Source organism: Synechococcus sp. CS-1333 (assembly GCF_025128015.1).
Lineage (GTDB): Bacteria > Cyanobacteriota > Cyanobacteriia > PCC-6307 > Cyanobiaceae > MW101C3.
Map to the genome: position 1 here is coordinate 89,845 of NZ_JAHLYO010000016.1, position 18,932 is coordinate 108,776.

The window sequence follows — 18,932 nt, forward strand, 5'->3', positions numbered from 1 at the left end:
TGGCGGACGGCGGCAATCCTGTCACGGCAGCCCTTCAGCGTTGACAGGTGGTTTCGGGGCCGCTCTCCACCACCTTCCCGCCGAGTTGCCGGCAGGCACGGGTGAAGGCCGACCAGTCGTCGACCCCCTGGGCGAGCAGACCCTTGATGGCCGCATCCAGCTCGGCCACGGGCACGGAGTTGGCTGCCGTAGCGCCATGGCTGTGATGCTCCTGCTCCTGGGTTTTCAGACCGGAGATGGCGGTTTCCACCTGCCTGCGCAGCACGGCTGACTGCGATTTCCACCAGGGATGATCGATCCGGTTGAGGGCTTCAAGCGCTTCCCACCAGCGTTTCTGCTCCACCAACTGGGTGGCCCTCTCCTGCTGAAAGCGGTTACGGCTCCAGAACTCCCTGAGGTTGTCACCGAGCGCGTCACCCGCGGGGTGGCGGTCTTCGCCCATCGGTTTGAGGAACACCATCGCCCCCTCCAGATCTCCGGCCTCGAAACGGGCCATCGCCTTGGTGCGCAGCTCTTCCTGCCAGGAGCGCAACCGGTCGCGGTCAGAGTGGATGCCTGCTTCGGAATTGGCCAGCAGCAGTTGCAGCTGAAGTGCCTCCTGCCAGCGCTGCCCCTGCCAGAGCCGCTCGGCGCGCGCACGGCGGCAGCGGCCTTGTTCGCGCGGTGCGCGCCCTGTCATCCAGCGGAGTGAAGCCAGCTGGTCGCTGTAGGCGAGGCAGGCCTCGTAGCGCCCCTCGCTGGCCGCCCGCTCGAGCCGGCCAGGCAGTTGGCCTTCCCACCAGCGTGCCGCACCGATCACAGCGGCCACCAGGCCGAGAGTGAGCGCCAACCAGAAACGCGGAAGCCTGTGGCGGCGGATGGCCAAGGCAAGGAACAGGCAATCCTCCCTTTCTATGAACAGGACCCGCGGCTTTCAGCCTGGCGGGGTCAGCCGCGCTGTCGTCCACTGCCTACGCGTGGGCTGATTGATCACCGCGGGTGGGGCCAGCAGAGCGCTTCGTCTCAGTGGAAGCGAGCGGTCTCAACGCACGGGGCCAAGCGGCTGAGGGGGTGAGCGCCGCGACGTGCTCAGGTCTTCGCTTTCCAGCACCAGCTGGCCCTGCCCATCGATCTGAAAGTGGAGCCGCAGGCAATCGCTGCCAAGTTTTCCGGGAGTATCGAGACCGATCGGCGCGGGTTGCTGCCCCCAGGGCTGCACCTCCGCCTCCCCTGCGGGCCGCCGCCGCAGCTGGGGCAGTCCATCGCGAAACACCACCTCGGAGCGTTCGTCGTCGCGGGGCTCCCCCAGCACCAGGTCGATCTGCTCCTGGCCGTCGTCGCTGCAGGCGAGCAGCAGCTCCAGCGGCTGGGTGGTGGGCCAGTTCTGCCCTTCGACAAACAGCGGATGCCAGCGATGGCTGCCGCTGCGCTGGTCCCAGCAGCGCAGGGACACGCCCCGGGCGAGCACGTCCTTGATCCGCACGCCCGGGGTGAGCGCCAGCGCCCCCAGGGCCACCGCCTCGATCGGCCGTTCGTCGCGCAGGGGCACACCGGGGCAACGCTCCTGCAGCCAGCGGCGCACGAGCGGAATCCGGCTGCTGCCCCCCACCGGCAGGATGGCCTCCACGTCCGCAAAGTCCAGCCCCTCGGCCCTGGCGGCGGCGAGCACCCGCTCCAGCAGCTCCTCCAGCAGAGAGAGAAATCCCTGCTCCAGAAGAGTGGTTTCCAGTTCCTGGCGGCTCAGCTGCAGCAGGCGGCTGGTGCCCCCCGGCAGCATCGTCAGCACCGACGCCTCGGCGCTCTCGCTCAGCCGGCACTTGAGGGATTCCGCAGCTTCCAGCAAGGTGCCAGGTGGCGGGCCCTGGCCGTTGACCTGCGCCCAGAGCGCCGCGGCGATCCAGCGGTCGATGTCCCGGCCGCCGAGGGCCACGCCCGCCTTGCCCACGACCCTGGCGCAGCGCAGTTTCTGGCTGCTGTTTCTGAGGTCGCGGCCGGCGAAGCGCAGCAGCTGGGCCACCGGCGCGGCGCGCCCCTCGCCGCCTTCGAGCGCCACCAGCGAAAGATCGATCGTGCCGCCACCAAGATCCACCACCAGCACGCGGCTGCCGGGGGGCAGTCCGGCGCCGATGGCCGCAGCGGTGGGCTCATCCACCAGGGCCACCTCCTCAACAGCCAGGTCCTGGCTGACGGCGTGCAGCCATTCCCGATAGCCGCGGTAGCCGTCGATCGGCGCGGTGAGCACCAGACGGGTAGGGGCCAGCTGCGCTGGCAGGTGGCGCCAGAGCTGGCGCAGCAGCATCGCTCCGGCCTGCTCCGGGGACAGCAGAGACGCAGCGGCGGCGCCACCGGCTCCTTCTTCCCGGCCGGCATCGGCGCAGCCGCCGATGCCGCGCTTGAAATCGCGGCAGAGCTCAGGGCCTTCACTGCCGGCGAGGCCGGCCTCGATCACCTGGCGCCCGATCAACGGCTGCTCCGCTGTGGCGCTGGCAAGCCACAGCAGGCTGGGGACCACGCAGGGGTCAGCGCAGCTGTAGGGGGGGATCTCCACGAGCTGGGGCGCGCCGCCCTCGGCGGACTGGAAGGCCACCACCGTGGTGGTGCTGCCCAGGTCAATCGCCAGGGTGCCAGGTGTCGCCATCGTGAGCGGGCGAAGGGCTCCGCGCAGCTTGGCGGATGGCCGCCGGCATCCGCTTGGCGGCTGACCCTTCCGCCCGAGCTGGCCTAAGGTCATGGAAACCAACATGACCTATGTATTCCGGCGCCACGGTGAACCCGAAGGAACTGGCCCAGCGTGCCGAAAGCCTGATCCGTCACTCGAGCAACCGCTACCTCACCACGGTGAAGATCGCCTTTCGGGCCAAGCAGCGCCGTTTCGATGATTTCGACGGGCTCCTGGAGGATTCGATGATCAAGCCAGTCCAGCGGGCCATCGTGGAGCTCTCCGATGAGCAGGATCAGCCCGATCTGCTGCCCGGCTGATCGATCCGGAGCTGGCGGTGCCGTTGTTTCCGGCTCAGGAGTGCCGGCTGGGGTCGTTGCACCTGAGATGGCAGAACCGGCTGGTTCAGTGCTCTCAATTGCGGCCCCTGCAACCTGATGCACCCGGCAGGATTTGCCACTGAGGGGGAGGGATGGCGGCTGGCTCTTGAGGCTGGCCGCCATCCATTTGGCGTGTTGATCGGCGGTGATGGCTGGGCGGCGGAGCTGAGCCTGGCCGAAGCGGCCGAACTGCGCCGGGGCCTGCTCGAGCTGATCGAGCAACACACCGCCATTGCCGGCCAGCTGATGGCAGAAGAGAGCCTGGAGCTGGAGCTGGAGCGTGGCCCTTGGTGGCTCGGCCTCTGTGGCGATCGCCGCTGTTGGGCGCTGCGCTTCGTGCTGGCGCCCAGCGATGGGCAGCGGGGCCTGGAAGGGAGCTGGACGCCTGCCGCCAGCGCCGCTCTGGCGCAGGCCTTGGCACCCCTGGTGCTGGAGCCGGCAGGGTGTGAGACCACGGAGGGATTGGGCGGCTGATCAGCACTGCTGATCAGCAACCTGTTCCCAGCCCAGCCCCCGGATCGCGGCGGGTTTTGCCCAGCTTTTCCACAGGCCGGACTGCCCGGACCGGCTGCCCTGGCAGTCACCTGTGGAGAACCGCCCCGCCGCAGGTTCTCCCCTTGACACGCGGCGTCGATCGCTTCAAGGGCAACCCTTAACGCGCTCGTTACCACCCCGGAGCGCAGCTGGGCCCGCAATCTCACGCTGGGATGGGCAATGTCAGCCCCTCTGCCCTCGATTTGACGCCATCGGAAGCTTGTGGGGAACTGGGTGACGACCACCCTCCTGCCGCGCCTCGATGGATCCTGCCTCCGTTGTCGACAGCTACCCGCGTTGCCCGTCCCGCGTCCGTCCGCCTGACGCTGCCGAGGGCAGCGATGGTGCCGCCGGGGTGGTGAGCATCAGGGCAGAGGTGCCGGAGGCCTTGCTGGGCTCGATGCGCACCTTCATCGATGCTCATCCCAACTGGGACCAGTACCGCCTTTTCCAGGCCGCTCTGGCGGGCTTCCTGGTGCAGAACGGGGTCAACAGCCGCGCCGTGACCCGTTGCTACGTCGGCAACATGTTCAACTGGAACGCCTCAGAGGACGGCTGCTTCAGCGCTCGCTGAGCGTCCGGGTGATCCCGCCCTGCACGAAGCCTTGGCCGAACAGGTCGCTGTAGCCGGCCATGAGGGTGCCGACCATCACCGGCCAACCGATCAGCAGCCCCACCGCCAGCAGCACCGCCAGAGCGGCGAAGGGGGTGGGCACCAGCAGCACCATCACCACCTGGAGGCCATGGAGGGCCAGCGTCAGCAAATACAGCGGCGCCCAGCGGCGTGTCTTCCTCGACCAGCCGCGCTGAAAGGCCCGCACCGGCCCCAGCCCTTCCACCACCAACAATGGCAGCTGAAACACCTGGCTGGCATTGAGGATCAGCAGGGCGGCGCCCCCCAGCACCAGCGCCAGCATGCCCAGGACTGGAGTGAGCAGACTCATTACCCCTGCCACCAGCCCGCAGGTGATCAGCACCAGCGCGTTGACCAGCAGCATCAGCATCGCCATGCCCAGGAGGCGTAGCACGGCCGCACCTTCCCAGCGAGCCAGCTCGGCGAAGCTTGGTTGCCCTGCCGCCAGGGCGATCCGGTTGCCGCGGAGAAGCCCCACGTTCAGCCAGATGTTGCTGGCCCCCCCAGCGGCCAGCCCGGCCAAAGCCAGGAACAGATAACCCGCCGGCCCGCCCTGCTGGAGCCCATCACTGCCACGGTTCTGCGCCAGCTGGCCGATCAGGTTGAGCACCCCGCCCAGCAAGGTGAAACCCATGAACCGCAACGGCGCCTGCCCAAAGGCGCGCCAGCCCCGCCGTAGGCAGGAACCGATCGCCAGCGGGGCCATGGACCCGCCGGCGATTGTCATGGGGCCTGCAGCAGCAACGCCATCAGGCGCGCTGCAATGGCATCGGCAACGGGCAGGATCGAAAGCCGGTTGCCGCGCCGCACCACCATCAGCTCTTCGGGCGTGAACGATTCCCGCAGGGCATCCAGGCTCAGCAGCTGATCGAAGGTGCGGCGATAAGCCAGCCGTACACAATCCCAACGCGGCGCCTCCGGCTTCGAGGCAGGGTCGAAATAGGAGGACGTTGGATCGAACTGGGTGGGATCGGTGAGCCCGGTGGCGACCACCTCCATCAGGCCGATGATCCCGGGGGGCTTGGTATTCGAGTGATAGAAGAAGGCCTGATCGCCCACCTGCATGCTGCGCATGTAATTGCGCGCCTGGTAATTGCGAATCCCATCCCAGAGGGTGGTGCCCTCGCTGGCGAGATGCTCGATTCCGTAGACGTCCGGCTCGCTCTTCATCAGCCAGAAGGCCATCGCAGCGCCGGCTCCTTGCTCAGCTGAACAGGAGCTCACTCTATGGCGGCAGGTGTGGCATTCAGCGCGGAGACAAGCACGCGGAAGTGGTCGCCACGGGCTTCAAAACTGCTGTATTGGTCGAAGCTGGCGCAGGCCGGCGATAACAGCACGGTCGGTGATTCGGAGGCCGTGGCCAGGGCGTTGGCCTCCTGCACCGCGGCTCCGAGATCTTCAACATTGCGCACCTCGCCGCTGAAGCCGCTGTTGCGCAGCAGACCGGCGAAGTGGTCGCGGGCGGCGCCGTAAACCACTACCGCCGCCGCCTGCCGTTGCAGCGCCGCGAGCCAGGCGGAGGCATCGCCCTGTTTCGCCTGCCCGCCCGCCAGCACCACCATCGGCCCCGGCAGGGCCTTGAGTGCCACCTCGGCGGCGTCGTAATTGGTGGCTTTGCTGTCGTTGTACCAGGTGATCCCGGCGCGGTCGCAGATCCGCTCAAGGCGGTGCGGAACCCCGGGGAAGCTGCGAAAGGCAGCGGCCATCACGGCAGCATTCAGGCCGAGCTTGAGCCCCACGGCGGCGGCCAGCACCAGGTTCTGTCGGTTGTGCTGCCCTGGCAGGGCCAGGCTGGCGGCGTCGAACAGCTCGCCTTCGCGGCTGAAGAGCCTGCCGTTTTCGATCCAGATCAGCGGATCGATCCCGGCGGGAAGATCGGCGCGGGGGCCGGCCGATACCCAGTCGGCCCGGTCCCAGCTGGGGGCCTGGGCCCTGAGATCGGCGTCATCGGCGTTGAGCAGCCGCACCGTGGCGTTCTCCAGCAGCCGCCGCTTGATCGCGCGGTAGTTGCCGAGCGTGCCGTGCCGCTCCAGGTGGTCCGGGGTGAGGGTGGTCCACAGGCCGAAGGCGGGGGCCAGCTCGGGGGAGGCCTCGATCTGGTAGCTGCTCAGCTCCATCACCACCCAGTCAGGGTTGGCCTCGCCCCGCAGGTGGCGCTCGAGCAGCAGCTCGGCCGCTGAGGTGCCCATGTTGCCGGCCATCGGCGCATCGAGGCCGGCGGCCTGAAGCAGATGGCTGACCAGATGGGTGACGGTGGTCTTGCCGTTGGTGCCGGTGATCCCGATCCAGGGAATGCCGCGACTGGCGGCCCAGGCCACCGACGGTTCGCCGCAGAGCCGCACGCCCCGGTTACGTAGCTCCACCAGGGTGGGGTGGTCCCAGCGGACGCCCGGACTGACCACCACCGTGGCCGGCAGGCGCTCAAGGGCCTCGAACAGCTCGATCGAGAGGGGGCTGTCGAGCTGCACCTCAATGCCGCCGGCCTGCAGATCGTTGGCAAGGAGATGCTGCGCCGGCGTGCGGGAGCTTTCCAGCACCAGCACCTGGCTGCCAAGTGCCTGCAGCAGGCGTGCCGCCCCGGCGCCGGATCGACCCAGCCCGATCACCACGGTGAAGGCACCGAAGGGCGGTGAAACTTCCCGCAGCGGCAGCGGTTGGGTCAACGGGAGAACGTAAAGGAGTGGGCGATACTGGAATCGAACCAGTGACTCCTACCGTGTCAAGGTAGTGCTCTACCTCTGAGCTAATCGCCCGGGTCGGGAGTCATGAAGACGACACCCGGAGCCGAAACTTAGCAGCCGGCCTCTCCCCCCTCACCGCAGCCAGGCGCATCAGCTGCGCAGCAGGGCCAGCCGCCAGCGGTCGCGCTTGGTGAGCTCCACCTCCAGCACGGTGAGCTCTCCCCGGTTCTCCAGCCGCACCCGATCGCCGGCCCTGAGCTCCCTGCTGGGGCTGCGCACGTCGTCCCAGTTGACGCGGACCGCCCCGTTGCGGATCTGCTCGGCCATGCGGCTGCGCGGGATGCCGAAACCGGCCGAGCCCACCGCATCGAGCCGCAGCGAAGCCTCCACGGTGGAAAAGCGACGGGGCTGGGGCCGGGCCGGAGGCTGGAGGCGCTCCAGGGGCGTGGTCTCCAGCTGCACCTCCACGCTGCGCACCAGGGCGGTGCCCCCAGCAAAACGCCCGGCCAGTTCCGGGGTGACCACCAGCTGGGCGCCGCGGTCGCCGCGCAGCCACAGATCCCCCAGCTCCGCCTCCTGCGCTCCCGCCTGCAGCAGCCCGCGGCGGAAATCGCCGGCGCTGGCGGAATCGAACAGGAAGTTGCCACTCAGCGTCAGTCCGATCAGCGGCAAGGCGGTGTCCGTCGCCTGGCTGGTGCCTGGTGGCGGGGCGTCCAGCTCAGCGCGCGTCAGTTGCAGCCGGCAGCGCTCGGCGCCGGGGTGCCCCCCTTCGACGTGAAGGGTGAGCTCGCTGAGGCTGCCGAGGCGCGCCGCGGCCTCCTCACGCAGGAGTGGCGTCACGAAGGAGCTCCACACCGGCTGCCAGGTGCGCAGGGCCTCTTCCGCGTGATCAATCAGCTCTGCCAGCCGTTCGGGGGCGTGGCTGCCCTGCAGCAGCTCGCTGCGCGGGAGGGTGACGGCGCTCAACGCTCCGCCAGGCGCACCACCGCCTTGGGTCGGGTTTCCTGAATCAGGGTCCAGGGAATCTCCTGGCCTGGGGCGCTCTCCACCAGCAGCAGCCAGTTGCCCTCCTCGAGGCGGTTGCGCAGGCTGCGGATGCGGTCGTCGGGATCGGAGGTGACGCTGGCGGCGGCGGCGAAGCTTCCCATCCAGCCCGAGCCCATGCCCAGCAGGCCGCCGATCAGCGGCTCGCCGTAAGGACCGGCGAAGGCGAAGGTCTGCAGATCGGTCATGAAGGTGAAGGTGAGGCCGGCGAAGAACCCGAACGGCATCAGCCAGCGCACCATCCCCCGCTGACGGCGTTGGCGGGCCAGCCCCGGGTTGAGCAGTTCCACGCTGTCGATCGAGGTTTCCCCCTCACCGATGGTCAGCAGGGTGGCTGGCGCCGGACGGACCCCATCCAGCTTGTCCTTCAGGCGTTGCAGGCTCTTGCGATCCGCCAGCACCACCACCACGCACAATCCCAAGGCCCGGTGTCCCAAAGCACGATTCTCTTTGCTGAGCGCAGGAGCTGTGGCGGCGGATCACTACACTTCACCCCCTGCGGTGTCTGGCGCGTTCCGGACCGCTCCTTCCCCAACGTCGCGGGTCATGACAAAGGTTCTGGTTTCCGATCCCATCGATCAGACGGGCATCGACATCCTCTCCCAGGTGGCCCAGGTGGATGTGCGCACCGGCCTACCGCCCGACCAGTTACTCAGCATCATCGGCGACTACGACGCTCTGATGATCCGCTCAGGCACTCAGGTGACCGCCGAGCTGATCGCAGCAGCTCCACGCCTCCGCATCATCGGTCGTGCCGGTGTCGGTGTCGACAACGTGGATGTGCCCGCCGCCACCCGGCAGGGGGTGCTGGTGGTGAACTCGCCCGAAGGCAACACGATCGCCGCCGCAGAACATGCGCTCGCCATGATGCTGTCGCTCTCGCGGCACGTGCCCCAGGCGCACGCCAGCACCATGGCCGGTGGCTGGGACCGCAAGAAATACGTCGGCAACGAGCTCTACAAGAAGAAGCTCGGCGTGGTGGGCCTCGGCAAGATCGGCTCCCATGTGGCCCGGGTGGCCAAGGCGCTCGGCATGGAGGTGCTCGCCTACGACCCGTTCATCTCCACCGAGCGGGCCCAGATGCTCCAGGTGCGGTTGATGGCGGTCGCGCCCCTGTTCGCCGAAGCTGATTACATCAGCCTGCACCTGCCCCGCACCCCGGACACGGAGAATCTGGTCAACGCCGAACTGCTGGGTTCGATGAAACCCACCGCCCGGCTGGTGAACTGTGCCCGTGGCGGCATCGTGGATGAGGCCGCCCTGGCAGCTGCGCTGGAAGCCGGCACCATCGCCGGGGCGGCGCTGGATGTGTACGCGAACGAGCCGCTGAAGCCCGATTCGCCGCTGCTGGCCGTGCGCGATCGCCTGATCCTCACGCCCCACCTGGGCGCCTCCACCGAAGAGGCCCAGGAAAATGTGGCGATCGATGTGGCCGAGCAGATCCGCGATGTGCTGCTGGGCCTGCCGGCCCGCAGCGCCGTGAACATCCCCGGCATGACCCCGGAGGTGATGGAGCGACTCAAGCCCCACCTGCAGCTGGCCGAAACCCTGGGCCTGCTGCTCAGTCAGATGGCCGGGGGCTCGGTGCAGGAGCTGGAGGTGCGGCTGCAGGGCGAATTCGCCAACCACCCCTCCCAGCCGCTGGTGGTGGCCGCGCTCAAGGGGCTGCTCTCCAGCGCCCTCGGCGACCGCATCAACTACGTGAACGCCTCGCTCGAGGCGAAGGGGCGTGGCCTGCATGTGCTGGAAGTGAAAGACGACTCCAGCCGTGATTTCGCCGGTGGTTCGCTGCAGCTCACCTCGCGCGGTTCCCAGGGCAGCCACACCGTCACCGGGGCGGTGTTCGCCGATGGTGACCTGCGCATCACCACGATCGATGAGTTCCCGGTGAACGTGGCCCCCAGCCGCCACATGCTGTTCACCCGCCACCGGGACATGCCCGGCATCATCGGCCACCTCGGCTCCCTGCTCGGCGAGCACAACGTGAACATCGCCTCGATGCAGGTGGGCCGTCGGATCGTGCGCGGCGATGCGGTGATGGTGCTCAGCCTCGACGACCCCATTCCGCCAAGCCTGCTCGCCTCGATCGGCAAGATCAACGGCATCCAGGAGGCGCACCCGGTCACGCTGTGACCGGCGACCCGACGGCCGCACGGCTGAGCGACCACCGCTGGTGGCGCCTGGAGATGGCGGCTCCGCCGGAGCTGGAGGAGTCGCTGCTGTGGAAGCTGCAGAGTCTGGGGATCTCCCGGGTGGCCGTGCGCCATCACCCCAGCACCCCCGACCAGCACCAGCTCGTGGCCTGGCTGCCGGCGATCGACTGGCCCGAGTGCGAACGCGCCCGGCTACCTGAGGCCCTGGCCCCACTGGCGGCCACCTTCGATCTACCCCTGCCCCCGCTGGCCTGGGCCCTGCAGGACGACGAGGACTGGAGTCTCAGCTGGAAGCAGCACTGGCAAGCTGATCCGGTGGGGGAGCGGCTGCTGATCCTGCCCGCCTGGCTGGAGGTGCCCGACGACCAGACCCACCGCCTGGTGATCCGCATCGATCCCGGCAGTGCGTTCGGCACCGGCAGCCACCCCACCACCCGGCTCTGCCTGGAGGCCCTCGATCAGCTGGCGCAGCAGACCGGCGGCGCTCTGACAGGCCGGCGGGTGGCCGATCTCGGCTGCGGCAGCGGCATCCTCGGCTTCGGCGCCCTGCGCCTGGGTGCCGCCTCCCTGGCCGCCACTGACAACGATCCGCTGGCGGTGAGAGCCACCCGGGAGAACGGCCGTCTCAACGGCTTCAGCGAAGGGCCTGACGGGCTGATGCAGGTGGCGCTGGGCTCGGTGGAGGAGCTGGCCGAGCTGTTGGCCGGGCAACCGGCCGACATCCTGCTCTGCAACATCCTGGCGCCGGTGATCGCGGAGCTGGCCGTGGGATTCACGTCGGTGCTGGCGCCCGATGGCGTGGGGTTCCTGAGCGGCCTGCTGGTGGATCAGGCGCCGGCGCTGGAGAGCACCCTCGCCTCCCTGGGCTGGTTGGCCGAGCTGATCGCCGACGAGGGCGGCTGGGGGGTGATAAGGATCCAGCAACAGCCTCCTGTCATATAAATCACGCTTATCCGTGCTCACCCTTTGATTGCGCTTCCGGGGCTCCCACCCCAAGACCGCCGCCATCGCCCCTGTCCGATGTAGGAAGGTGCGGTCCTACAGGCCCGGATCCTCCAGGAGCCTGTGAGCCCCAAATTTCCCTTCCATGGCTTCCTACAAGGTCACCCTCATCAACGAGAGCGAGGGCCTCAACAAGACCATCGAGGTTCCCGATGATCAGTACATCCTGGATGCTGCTGAAGAGCAGGGCATTGACCTCCCCTATTCCTGCCGCGCTGGCGCCTGCTCCACCTGCGCCGGCAAGCTGACCTCCGGCACCGTTGACCAGTCGGACCAGAGCTTCCTCGACGACGACCAGATCGAAGCTGGCTTCGTGCTCACCTGCGTGGCCTACCCCACCTCCGACGTCACCATCACCACCCACGCCGAAGAAGAGCTCTATTGAGCCGACGGCCCTTACCCGCCGCCAGCCCGGCAAATGTCGGCCGCTCTCCACATCCAACAGGCGGAACTGATCGCTATCCGGCGCGCCGCTTGTTTCCTTTCTCCTTCTCTGCCACCCTTCGGGGTGGCTTTTTGATGGCCTTGCAGGTCGACAATCTCCAGGACCACGGCAGCGAACATTGCAGCCCCGGGGGCCAGTACAGCTACCGCGTGATCGGAGCGTGCTGCCGCCTGTTCGACCGGGAAGAGTTGCCGTGGCCCTGCTGCCGCCTGGCCTGGCGCAGCAAGGAACCCAGCTGGCGTCGCATCGGCCGCCGCTTTGTGGCCGATCTGGCCTCGCGGCGTTGCCCCTCCTATGCGGTGGAGGTTCTGGAGCCGGGCTCCCGCCCCACCCGCACCGTGATCACGCTGTTTCCGCTGCGCCTCTCGCCGGCGCTCCAGGAGTGGTGGTACAGCAAGCAGCCCGCCTCGCTCGATCCCGCCTGCCAGCGACCACCTGCCGCCTCGGCCGGTAGTGCGGATCCCAACGACCCGGCAGCCTCGCCCCCCGTCTCCCTCTCAGGCCTCTGAGATGAGCCGCGGGAGCAGCGGCGCATGAACCGCATGCAGTAGTGCTGCACCGCTGCCAAAAAAAAGCCCCCTGGGCAAGGGGGCTGTGGCGTTGATTGGCCGGTAGAGCCTGCCGGTGGGCGAGGCTCAGACGTGCACCTGGCACGGATAACGGATATAGGCCTGGATTCAGAAGTAAACCTTGCCGCCACCCCACTGGGTGCCGCTCACTTTGGGGGCCACCAGGATGTAGCCGGCGATCAGGCGGAGGTCGTCGTCGCTGAGATCGCGCATTTTGACGAACACATCGCTGCTGCGCATGCTCGGGTGGACGTCGGCGATGCTGTATTCACCGTCGTAAGAGGTGGGGTCCTTGATGTAGTCAACGAGGGAGTCGACCGAGTTGCGCGGCGGGGTGGCCAGGGCCAGGGTTTCCGGGTCGAGGCCCACGTTGTAGTTCGTCTTGGTGACACCGCCGGCGTGACAGGTGCCGCAGCTGTCGTTGAACAACTTGCGACCACTCTTGATCTCCGATTCGCTGAAGGTGACCAGGCCACCATCCGGTGTGCCGCTGACCGTGAGCGTTTCTGCATCCCATTGGGCGGCCTGCAGAGGAGCCACCCAGACTCCGAAGGTCAGCAGCAATCCCAGCGGCACCACCAGCAGAAGGCGGGCGATCGACCGGAGGGCGGCGGGAAGGGAAAGGGCCATGGAGGGAGCTGGCGAATTGGCGGTGGACACCGCACCTGAGACCTTGTATCACGGGCGAAGGGCACTCCGGGGCGGGATCAAGAACTGTTGCAGGCACAAGCGGCCCGGCCAACCCGCGGCCTGTGCCTCAACCCTCGTCGGGGTTGACCTCAAGGGTGAGGAAATCCTTGGCCACCAACGTGTTCGGGAAGATCGCCCTTGCCTCGTCGAGCAGATCATCGGGGGTGACCGTGTTGCCCTGCACGTAACGGGGGCTCAGGTGGGTGAGCGCCAGGGTTTTCACCCCGGCGAGGGCCGCCGTCTGGGCCGCCATGGTGCTGGTGGAGTGCTGCCGTTGGAACGCCATCTCCGCTTCCCCGTGAGCAAAGGTGGATTCGTGCACGAGCAGATCGGCGCCTCGCGCCAGCTCCACCGCCGCTTCGCAGAACACGGTGTCGGTGCAGTACACGAAGGTGCTCCCGGGCCGCGCCGGCCCGCACAGCCGCTCTCCATGGATGATCCGCCCGTCCTCGAGCGTGACGCTCCGACCCGCCTTGAGCTCGGCGTAGATGGGGCCGGGCGGGATGCCCAGCGCGCGGGCCTGCTGCACATCGAAGCGCCCGGGGCGGGGCTTCTGCTCCACCCGGTAGCCGTAGGCGGGGATGCGATGGGTGAGCGGCGCGCAGCGCACGATCAGATCGTCATCGTCGAGCAGCACCGTGCCGGCAGTGGCGGCCTCGCGTACCCGATGGCTGGCCAGGGGATAGCCGATGCGCGTCGATGAGGTTCGCAGCACGCCTTCGAGGTAATCGCGCAGGGGGTCGGGGCCGTAGAGATCGATGCCCTGGCAACTGCCAGCCATGCCCAGGCTGGCGAGCAGACCCGGCAACCCAAAGATGTGGTCGCCGTGCATGTGGGTGATGAAGATGCGCCGCAGCTGCGACACCCGCAGGTCGCTGCGGAGGAATTGATGCTGGGTACCTTCGCCGCAGTCGAACAGCCACAGCTCGGCGCGTTGTGGCAGCCGCAGCGCCACGGCCGACACGTTGCGGGCCCGGGTGGGAACGCCCGAACTCGTTCCGAGGAAAGTGACCTGCAAGCCAGTTGCGCTTTGCCGCATGCTGCCACGTCGATCACTGGCCGGCGGAGGGCTGGCGCGGTGCCCGGATCGTCGTGACAATGACCCCCTTGTGAGCTCCGCTGCTGGTCGCCATGGCTGGGATGTTCGCCCGCTCGGCGCTGCCGAAGGCCTTCCATCGGTCCGCTGCACCTTCACTGGCGCCACGCCTTGGCCTTGCCGGCCTGGCAATGCCTCTGGCCTGGGCGATGCTGCCCGGCCTGCCAGCGGCCCATGCCCAGCAGCCGGCCATCCGGCCGGTGCCCCAGACGGCCAGCGCCAGTCCCGATCCGAGCCTGCGGGTGCTGCTGCTGGAGACGGCGGAGGTACGGGTGGGCGGCGCCAGCGGCCTGCGCCTGCTTGATGCCAGCGGCCGAGAACGGCTGCGCCTCCCCGAAGGCGGTGCCATTGCCCTGCGCCCTGCCGGCAGCGGCGTGCGGGTGGAGGTGGTGGCGCCCCGGGGGCTGGGCACGGCGCCTGCATCGCTGAGCCTGGCGGAGCTGTGGATCGATGCCGGCCAGTCCCCCGGTGGCGACGCCGTGCTGCAGCTGAAGAACCGCGCCTACCGGGGACGGCTGGTGGTGCGCCCGGCCGCCTCCGCGTTGCGGGTGGTCAATGTGGTCGCCCTCGAGACCTACCTTCCCAGCGTGGTGGGAAGCGAGATGCCCGCCAGCTGGCCCCTGGAGGCCTTGCGGGCCCAGGCCGTGGCGGCGCGCACCTACGCCCTCCGCCAGCGCCGCCCCGACCAGCCCTTCGACCTCAAGGCCACCGTCAGCAGCCAGGTCTACAAAGGGGTGGAGGCGGAGACCGCGTCCACCAGGGAGGCGGTGCGCGGCACCCGCGGATTGGTGCTGACCCACCAGAACGCCCTGATCAATGCGGTGTTCCACAGCAGTGCCGGTGGCACCACCGAAAACAGCGGCGATCTGTGGCAGCGCCAGATGCCCTATCTGGTGAGCGTCGCCGACTTCGATGAGGCCTCACCGGTGAGCCGCTGGCGCCAGGAACTGCCGCCGCCGCTGCTGGCCCGCGCCTTCGCCGAACTGGGCGGGGTGCAGCGCATCGACATCCTCTCCACCACCGCCAGTGGCAGGGTGCGGCAGGCCCGCGTGGTGGGCCCCAGTGGCCAGCTTCTGGTGAGTGGGGCGGAGCTGCGCAGCCGGCTGGGCCTGAAGAGCACGCTGGTGCGTTTCGAGGCAGCCCCCTTCAGCTTCACTGAGCCTCAGGTGCCGCCTTCCACCTGGTTGTCGGCCACGGGCGTGCTGCTCTCGCTGCCAGCGCCGCCGCCGCTGCTACCTCCCCTCAACCCCACGCTGGTGGCGGTGGGACGGGGCTTCGGCCACGGGGTGGGCATGAGCCAGTGGGGGGCCCTGGCTATGGCCCAGCGCGGCAGCAGCTTCCAGGAGATTCTCCGCCACTACTACCGCGGCGCCCAACTGCGTCCGTACGGTGACATCGCCACACCACGTCTGGCGGCGGATGCGGGCTCTGCATCAGGCTCCTCACCATGGAGTCCCCGCCACACGGCCCTGCGTTCCGCTCGCCTCTGAGCGCGCCGGCCCTACCCTCTCTTTGCCCTGAATCCATCGCTCCGATCCCCGGTTGGCACCACCGGCTGGAGGTGTTTCCGGATGGGGAGCAACTGAGCGAGGCGGTGGCAGAGGCCCTGTTCGACCAGTTGCTGCGCCCTCAGGCCCTGCCGCTGGGGCTGGCCACGGGTCGCACGATGGTGGCGGTGTACGGCGCCCTGCGGCAGCGCATCGCGGCGCTGCCGCCTGCGGAGCGGGCCCGCCTGCTGGCCGGATGGCGCAGCTTCAACCTCGATGCCTACGTGGGCCTGCCCCGGCACGATCCCCGCAGCTTCGCTGCTGAGATGGAGGCCCGGCTGATCGCACCGCTTGGTCTCGCTCCGGAGCAGGTGGCCCTGCCTGATGGCCTGGCCGCCGACGCTCAGGCCGAAGCCGTCCGCTACAGCACCGCGCTGGAGGAGGCCGGCGGCATCGGCCTCCAGCTGCTGGGGCTCGGCAACAACGGCCATGTGGGCTTCAACGAACCCCCCTGTGAGGCCAGCCAGCGCTGTCATGTGGTGGAGCTCGATGCCGCCACCCGCGCCCAGAACGCCCCGGCGTTCGGCGGTGATCCAGAGGCCGTGCCGCGGTGGGCGATCACGCTCGGTCTGGCGGAGATCCTGGCGGCGCAGCGGATCCTGCTGGTGGTGAGTGGCTCTTCCAAAGGGCCGATCCTGAGACGGCTACTGCAGGAGCCCCCCAACGCCCAGCTGCCGGCCAGCTGGCTGCAGCAGCACCCGCGGCTCCGGCTGATGGTCGACCGGGCTGCGCTCACTGGCTGAAGCCAGCACCTGCCGGCTCACCTCCCCGCCAGCGACGGCAGGCCAGCCATCACGCCAGGAACGCTTCGATCAGGGCCTCGTCGGCCTCCAGGTTGGCGGTCACGCTGCGGACGTCATCGAGGTCGTCGAGGGCATCGAGCATGCGCAGGCAGTGGCGCAGCGCCTCGGACTCCTCCAGGCGGCAGGTGGTGGATGGGATCCAGCGGTGCTCCCAGCCCTGCACGCTCCAGCCCTGGTGCCGCAGGGCATCCTGCAGGGCCTCCAGGTCGGCATAACTGCACACCACTTCCGCGGAGGCGTCGCCAGCTCCAGCTCCACCACGACCTCCCCCCCCAGCAGGTTCGCCCTTGCCGGCTGCCGTCCCCCCTGCCACTGGCTCGAACGTGTAGGTGAGCGCGGCGGGACCGCCTGCCATCTCCAAGACCAGCAGGCTCTCCAGCAGGGCGTTCTCCTCAAGGTGGGGCTGCGCGATCCGCACCACGCCGCGGTGCTCGAACAGGTACCCCACACAGCCCACCTCGCCCAGGTTGCCCCAGTGCTTGCTGAAGGCCAGGCGCAGGTCCGCCGCCGTGCGGTTGCGGTTGTCGGTGAGCGCTTCCACCAGCACGGCCACCCCGCCGGGGCCATAGCCCTCGTACCGGACCTCCTGAAACTGATCGCCGTCACCGCTGCCATGGCCAGCTCCCTTGGCGATTGCCCGCTCGATGTTGGTGTTGGGCAGCCCGGCGGCTCTGGCCTTCTCCAGGGCCGTCCGAAGCTGGAAGTTGCCGGCCGGATCGGCCCCGGCGCGGGCGGCCACGCTGATTTCCCGGGCCAGGCGGGTGAACACCACGCCGCGTTTGGCATCGACCACCGCCTTCTGGCGTTTGATCTGGCTCCATTTGCTGTGGCCGGCCATGGCTGGGTGCTGGGTGCGGGATCGGGAGGGAAGCGCCGACGCGGCGGCCTTAGCCGGCCGCGTCGAACACCAGTCGCGGTTGCAGGCGACCGCCCGGGGCGGTGCGGGCCATGCCGGCCAGGTGGCCCTGCGGATCGAGGATCACCACGGGCTGGTCGAGCACGCTGGGATCGAAACCGGGCCGATCGGGGCTGGAGACGGCGCTGGCGCAGAGGCTGCGGCCGCAGCGCCAGCCTGCCAGATCCGCCGCATCCAGCTGTCGCGAGGGCAGGTGCCTGAGCGGCTGGAGTGGATTGTCGAGAGCCGGCAGGGGCGCCCCGCTCTCGAGCGCCTCCAGGCTGACGCTGCCACTCAGAGAGAAGCCGAGCGCTTCGGTGCGACGCAGGCTGGCCAGGGTGCCACCGCAACCCAGGGCGTTGCCCAGGTCCCTCGCCAGGGAGCGGATGTAGGTGCCAGCGGAACAGCGCACCGTCAGCTCCAGCTGCTGGCTGGCGGGCTCCCAGCTCAGCAGCTCAAGCGCATCGATCTGCACCGGCCGCGCCGCCAGCTCCATCGTTTCGCCCCGCCGCGCCCGCGCATACGCCCGCTCCCCATCCACGTGCACCGCCGACACCTGGGGCGGTTGCTGCAGGATCGAACCGCGGAAGCGCTCCAGGCAGGCGTCCAGGTCGTCGTGGCTGAGGGCGGGCACCGGACGGCGCTCCAGCAACTCACCGCTGAGGTCGTCACTGCTGGTGCGCCAGCCGAGCTGGATCACGCCGCGGTAGGCCTTGCCACTCGGCAGGTAGGGCAGCAGGCGCGTGGCGGTGCCCAGTGCCAGCGGCAACACGCCGGTGACGGCAGGATCGAGGGTGCCGCCGTGGCCGACCCGCTTGAGCCCGTAGCAGCGGCGCACCCTGGCCACGCAGGCGTGGGAGGTGAGACCTGCCGGCTTGTCGAGCACCAGGAAGCCGCAGGGCGAAGGGGAGGTGGTCACCGCGACATCGCTGCAGATGGCAAACGCCGGGAAAGGGAAGGCCGGCGGCGGTGCATCATCGCCGCCAGGGGGTGGCAGGAGCCAGGCGGGGCTTCAGGCTGGGGTGCCTGTTCCCCCGGTACTGCGTCTGTGCCTGTGCAACACCGCCGTGATCTGGCCTTCCTGGTGCTGGCCGGCCTCTTCCTCGGCACCATGGGCATGCTCAACATCCTCGGCCTCACCCGCTTCCTGAGCCTGGGCTCGATCGGCGGCTGGCCGATCGTGGTGGCGGTGGGTGCCCTGCCCTATCCGGTCACCTTCCTCTGCACCGATCTGATCAGCGAGATCTGGGGCGAGCAGAAGGCGGGACAGGTGGTGTGGGTGGGGCTGCTGCTCAACGGCTGGATCGTGCTCATCCTCTGGCTTGGAGGGGTGCTACCTGGCCTGGCCGGCACCGACTCCAGCACCTTCTTCGAGATGCGGCGCCTGGCCTTCGGCGCCGTGGGGGCCTCCATGGTGGCGTACCTGGCGGCCCAGTTCACCGACGTGCGCCTTTTCCATTTCTGGAAGCGCTTCAGCGGCGGCAAGGCCCTCTGGCTGCGCAACAACGGCTCCACCCTGGTCAGCCAGCTGGTGGACACCACAGCGGTGGTGTTGATCAGCCACTACGCCGCCCATGTGCTGCCGATCCGCTCTGGTGAGCCGGTGCTGCCCCAGCTATGGGCGTTCATCCTCAGCGGCTACCTGTTCAAGTTTCTGGCCGCCCTGCTCGACACCCTGCCCTTCTACCTCCTGGTGGGCTGGCTGCGGCGCTGGCTTGAGGTGCCCGGCGACGGGGTGGAACTGGGCCATGAAGACCCCCGCCCACTCCCGCTCCCCCGACCGGGGCGCTGAGCCAGCCGTGAGCGGCGGCCCCTTACCCT

At 68.9% G+C, this 18,932-nt stretch carries 21 protein-coding genes and 1 tRNA gene; 10 read left to right on the forward strand and 12 right to left on the reverse strand.

Annotated features, from left to right (window positions below):
- Positions 1-34 precede the first annotated feature (34 nt).
- Together KQ303_RS07440 and KQ303_RS07445 are read right to left on the reverse strand one after the other, a co-directional pair.
- Complete coding sequence (locus KQ303_RS07440; RefSeq protein WP_259729801.1) at positions 35-829, reverse strand: hypothetical protein; 795 nt, start codon at positions 827-829, stop codon at positions 35-37.
- A 192-nt stretch (positions 830-1,021) separates the two neighbouring features.
- Entirely contained in the window at positions 1,022-2,617 is a 1,596-nt protein-coding gene (locus KQ303_RS07445; protein WP_259729802.1) for an Hsp70 family protein, read from the reverse strand.
- Positions 2,618-2,745: 128 nt separating this feature from the next.
- Between KQ303_RS07445 and KQ303_RS07450 the strand changes: the two genes are divergently transcribed.
- From KQ303_RS07450 to KQ303_RS07460, 3 genes are all read left to right on the forward strand, one after another.
- A complete protein-coding gene (locus KQ303_RS07450; RefSeq protein ID WP_259729852.1) occupies positions 2,746-2,958 on the forward strand; it encodes a DNA-directed RNA polymerase subunit omega in 213 nt (70 codons plus the stop codon).
- Between the two features lie 117 nt (positions 2,959-3,075).
- Positions 3,076-3,492, forward strand: coding sequence for a DUF1818 family protein (locus KQ303_RS07455; protein WP_094512707.1), 417 nt, complete (start codon positions 3,076-3,078; stop codon positions 3,490-3,492).
- Positions 3,493-3,907: 415 nt separating this feature from the next.
- Complete coding sequence (locus KQ303_RS07460) at positions 3,908-4,126, forward strand: DUF2811 domain-containing protein (RefSeq protein ID WP_255101154.1); 219 nt, start codon at positions 3,908-3,910, stop codon at positions 4,124-4,126.
- Here the strand turns inward: KQ303_RS07460 and KQ303_RS07465 are convergent.
- From KQ303_RS07465 to KQ303_RS07490, 6 genes are all read right to left on the reverse strand, one after another.
- Positions 4,113-4,913 (reverse strand): hypothetical protein, encoded by an 801-nt coding sequence (locus tag KQ303_RS07465; protein ID WP_259729803.1) that lies wholly within the window; start codon positions 4,911-4,913, stop codon positions 4,113-4,115. The genes KQ303_RS07460 and KQ303_RS07465 overlap by 14 nt on opposite strands.
- Entirely contained in the window at positions 4,910-5,371 is a 462-nt protein-coding gene (locus KQ303_RS07470) for an EVE domain-containing protein (protein WP_255101096.1), read from the reverse strand. The genes KQ303_RS07465 and KQ303_RS07470 overlap by 4 nt, the downstream gene beginning before the upstream one ends.
- 35 nt (positions 5,372-5,406) lie before the next feature.
- Positions 5,407-6,849: a UDP-N-acetylmuramoyl-L-alanine--D-glutamate ligase gene (murD, locus tag KQ303_RS07475; RefSeq protein WP_259729804.1), complete on the reverse strand. Its 1,443-nt coding sequence runs from the start codon at positions 6,847-6,849 to the stop codon at positions 5,407-5,409.
- Between the two features lie 18 nt (positions 6,850-6,867).
- Positions 6,868-6,939: transfer RNA gene (locus KQ303_RS07480), tRNA-Val, on the reverse strand.
- Positions 6,940-7,017: 78 nt separating this feature from the next.
- Positions 7,018-7,833: a photosystem II S4 domain protein gene (locus KQ303_RS07485; RefSeq protein WP_259729805.1), complete on the reverse strand. Its 816-nt coding sequence runs from the start codon at positions 7,831-7,833 to the stop codon at positions 7,018-7,020.
- Complete coding sequence (locus KQ303_RS07490) at positions 7,830-8,333, reverse strand: hypothetical protein (RefSeq protein ID WP_094512702.1); 504 nt, start codon at positions 8,331-8,333, stop codon at positions 7,830-7,832. The genes KQ303_RS07485 and KQ303_RS07490 overlap by 4 nt, the downstream gene beginning before the upstream one ends.
- Before the next feature lie 124 nt (positions 8,334-8,457).
- Between KQ303_RS07490 and serA the strand changes: the two genes are divergently transcribed.
- From serA to KQ303_RS07510, 4 genes are all read left to right on the forward strand, one after another.
- Entirely contained in the window at positions 8,458-10,044 is a 1,587-nt protein-coding gene (serA, locus tag KQ303_RS07495) for a phosphoglycerate dehydrogenase (RefSeq protein WP_094512701.1), read from the forward strand.
- The gene (gene prmA, locus KQ303_RS07500) at positions 10,041-11,006 is read left to right on the forward strand and encodes a 50S ribosomal protein L11 methyltransferase (protein WP_259729806.1); all 966 of its coding nucleotides are present in this window, start codon (positions 10,041-10,043) and stop codon (positions 11,004-11,006) included. Before serA ends, prmA begins: the two co-directional genes overlap by 4 nt.
- Before the next feature lie 145 nt (positions 11,007-11,151).
- A complete protein-coding gene (locus tag KQ303_RS07505; protein WP_094512700.1) occupies positions 11,152-11,451 on the forward strand; it encodes a ferredoxin in 300 nt (99 codons plus the stop codon).
- Positions 11,452-11,585: 134 nt separating this feature from the next.
- The gene (locus KQ303_RS07510; protein ID WP_259729807.1) at positions 11,586-12,020 is read left to right on the forward strand and encodes a hypothetical protein; all 435 of its coding nucleotides are present in this window, start codon (positions 11,586-11,588) and stop codon (positions 12,018-12,020) included.
- Between the two features lie 168 nt (positions 12,021-12,188).
- On the opposite strand, the gene psbV is transcribed toward KQ303_RS07510, so the two are convergent.
- Positions 12,189-12,710, reverse strand: a complete 522-nt coding sequence (gene psbV / locus KQ303_RS07515) for a photosystem II cytochrome c-550 (protein WP_259729808.1) — start codon at positions 12,708-12,710, stop codon at positions 12,189-12,191.
- Positions 12,711-12,837: 127 nt separating this feature from the next.
- A complete protein-coding gene (gene rnz / locus KQ303_RS07520; protein WP_094512698.1) occupies positions 12,838-13,788 on the reverse strand; it encodes a ribonuclease Z in 951 nt (316 codons plus the stop codon).
- A 113-nt stretch (positions 13,789-13,901) separates the two neighbouring features.
- On the opposite strand from rnz, the gene KQ303_RS07525 reads away from it, so the two are divergent.
- The gene (locus KQ303_RS07525) at positions 13,902-15,356 is read left to right on the forward strand and encodes a SpoIID/LytB domain-containing protein (protein ID WP_259729809.1); all 1,455 of its coding nucleotides are present in this window, start codon (positions 13,902-13,904) and stop codon (positions 15,354-15,356) included.
- Positions 15,314-16,156, forward strand: a complete 843-nt coding sequence (locus KQ303_RS07530) for a glucosamine-6-phosphate deaminase (RefSeq protein ID WP_259729810.1) — start codon at positions 15,314-15,316, stop codon at positions 16,154-16,156. The genes KQ303_RS07525 and KQ303_RS07530 overlap by 43 nt, the downstream gene beginning before the upstream one ends.
- Positions 16,157-16,205: 49 nt before the next feature.
- Here the strand turns inward: KQ303_RS07530 and KQ303_RS07535 are convergent, their stop codons facing one another.
- Both KQ303_RS07535 and truB read right to left on the reverse strand, forming a co-directional pair.
- Entirely contained in the window at positions 16,206-17,054 is an 849-nt protein-coding gene (locus tag KQ303_RS07535; protein ID WP_259729811.1) for a YebC/PmpR family DNA-binding transcriptional regulator, read from the reverse strand.
- A 49-nt stretch (positions 17,055-17,103) separates the two neighbouring features.
- The gene (truB, locus tag KQ303_RS07540) at positions 17,104-18,030 is read right to left on the reverse strand and encodes a tRNA pseudouridine(55) synthase TruB (RefSeq protein ID WP_259729812.1); all 927 of its coding nucleotides are present in this window, start codon (positions 18,028-18,030) and stop codon (positions 17,104-17,106) included.
- 129 nt (positions 18,031-18,159) lie between these two features.
- Here truB and KQ303_RS07545 point away from each other — a divergent pair, with 129 nt between their 5' ends.
- Complete coding sequence (locus tag KQ303_RS07545) at positions 18,160-18,903, forward strand: queuosine precursor transporter (RefSeq protein ID WP_094512694.1); 744 nt, start codon at positions 18,160-18,162, stop codon at positions 18,901-18,903.
- Positions 18,904-18,932 lie beyond the last annotated feature (29 nt).

Coding starts and splice junctions, on each gene's coding strand:
- KQ303_RS07465 (WP_259729803.1), bottom strand. CDS start 4,913: ATGACAATCGCCGGCGGGTCCATGGCCCCGCTGGCGATCGGTTCCTGC.
- KQ303_RS07525 (WP_259729809.1), top strand. CDS start 13,902: ATGGCTGGGATGTTCGCCCGCTCGGCGCTGCCGAAGGCCTTCCATCGG.
- KQ303_RS07510 (WP_259729807.1), top strand. CDS start 11,586: ATGGCCTTGCAGGTCGACAATCTCCAGGACCACGGCAGCGAACATTGC.
- KQ303_RS07455 (WP_094512707.1), top strand. CDS start 3,076: ATGCACCCGGCAGGATTTGCCACTGAGGGGGAGGGATGGCGGCTGGCT.
- KQ303_RS07445 (WP_259729802.1), bottom strand. CDS start 2,617: ATGGCGACACCTGGCACCCTGGCGATTGACCTGGGCAGCACCACCACG.
- psbV (WP_259729808.1), bottom strand. CDS start 12,710: ATGGCCCTTTCCCTTCCCGCCGCCCTCCGGTCGATCGCCCGCCTTCTG.
- KQ303_RS07530 (WP_259729810.1), top strand. CDS start 15,314: ATGGAGTCCCCGCCACACGGCCCTGCGTTCCGCTCGCCTCTGAGCGCG.
- KQ303_RS07470 (WP_255101096.1), bottom strand. CDS start 5,371: ATGGCCTTCTGGCTGATGAAGAGCGAGCCGGACGTCTACGGAATCGAG.
- KQ303_RS07535 (WP_259729811.1), bottom strand. CDS start 17,054: ATGGCCGGCCACAGCAAATGGAGCCAGATCAAACGCCAGAAGGCGGTG.
- serA (WP_094512701.1), top strand. CDS start 8,458: ATGACAAAGGTTCTGGTTTCCGATCCCATCGATCAGACGGGCATCGAC.
- KQ303_RS07505 (WP_094512700.1), top strand. CDS start 11,152: ATGGCTTCCTACAAGGTCACCCTCATCAACGAGAGCGAGGGCCTCAAC.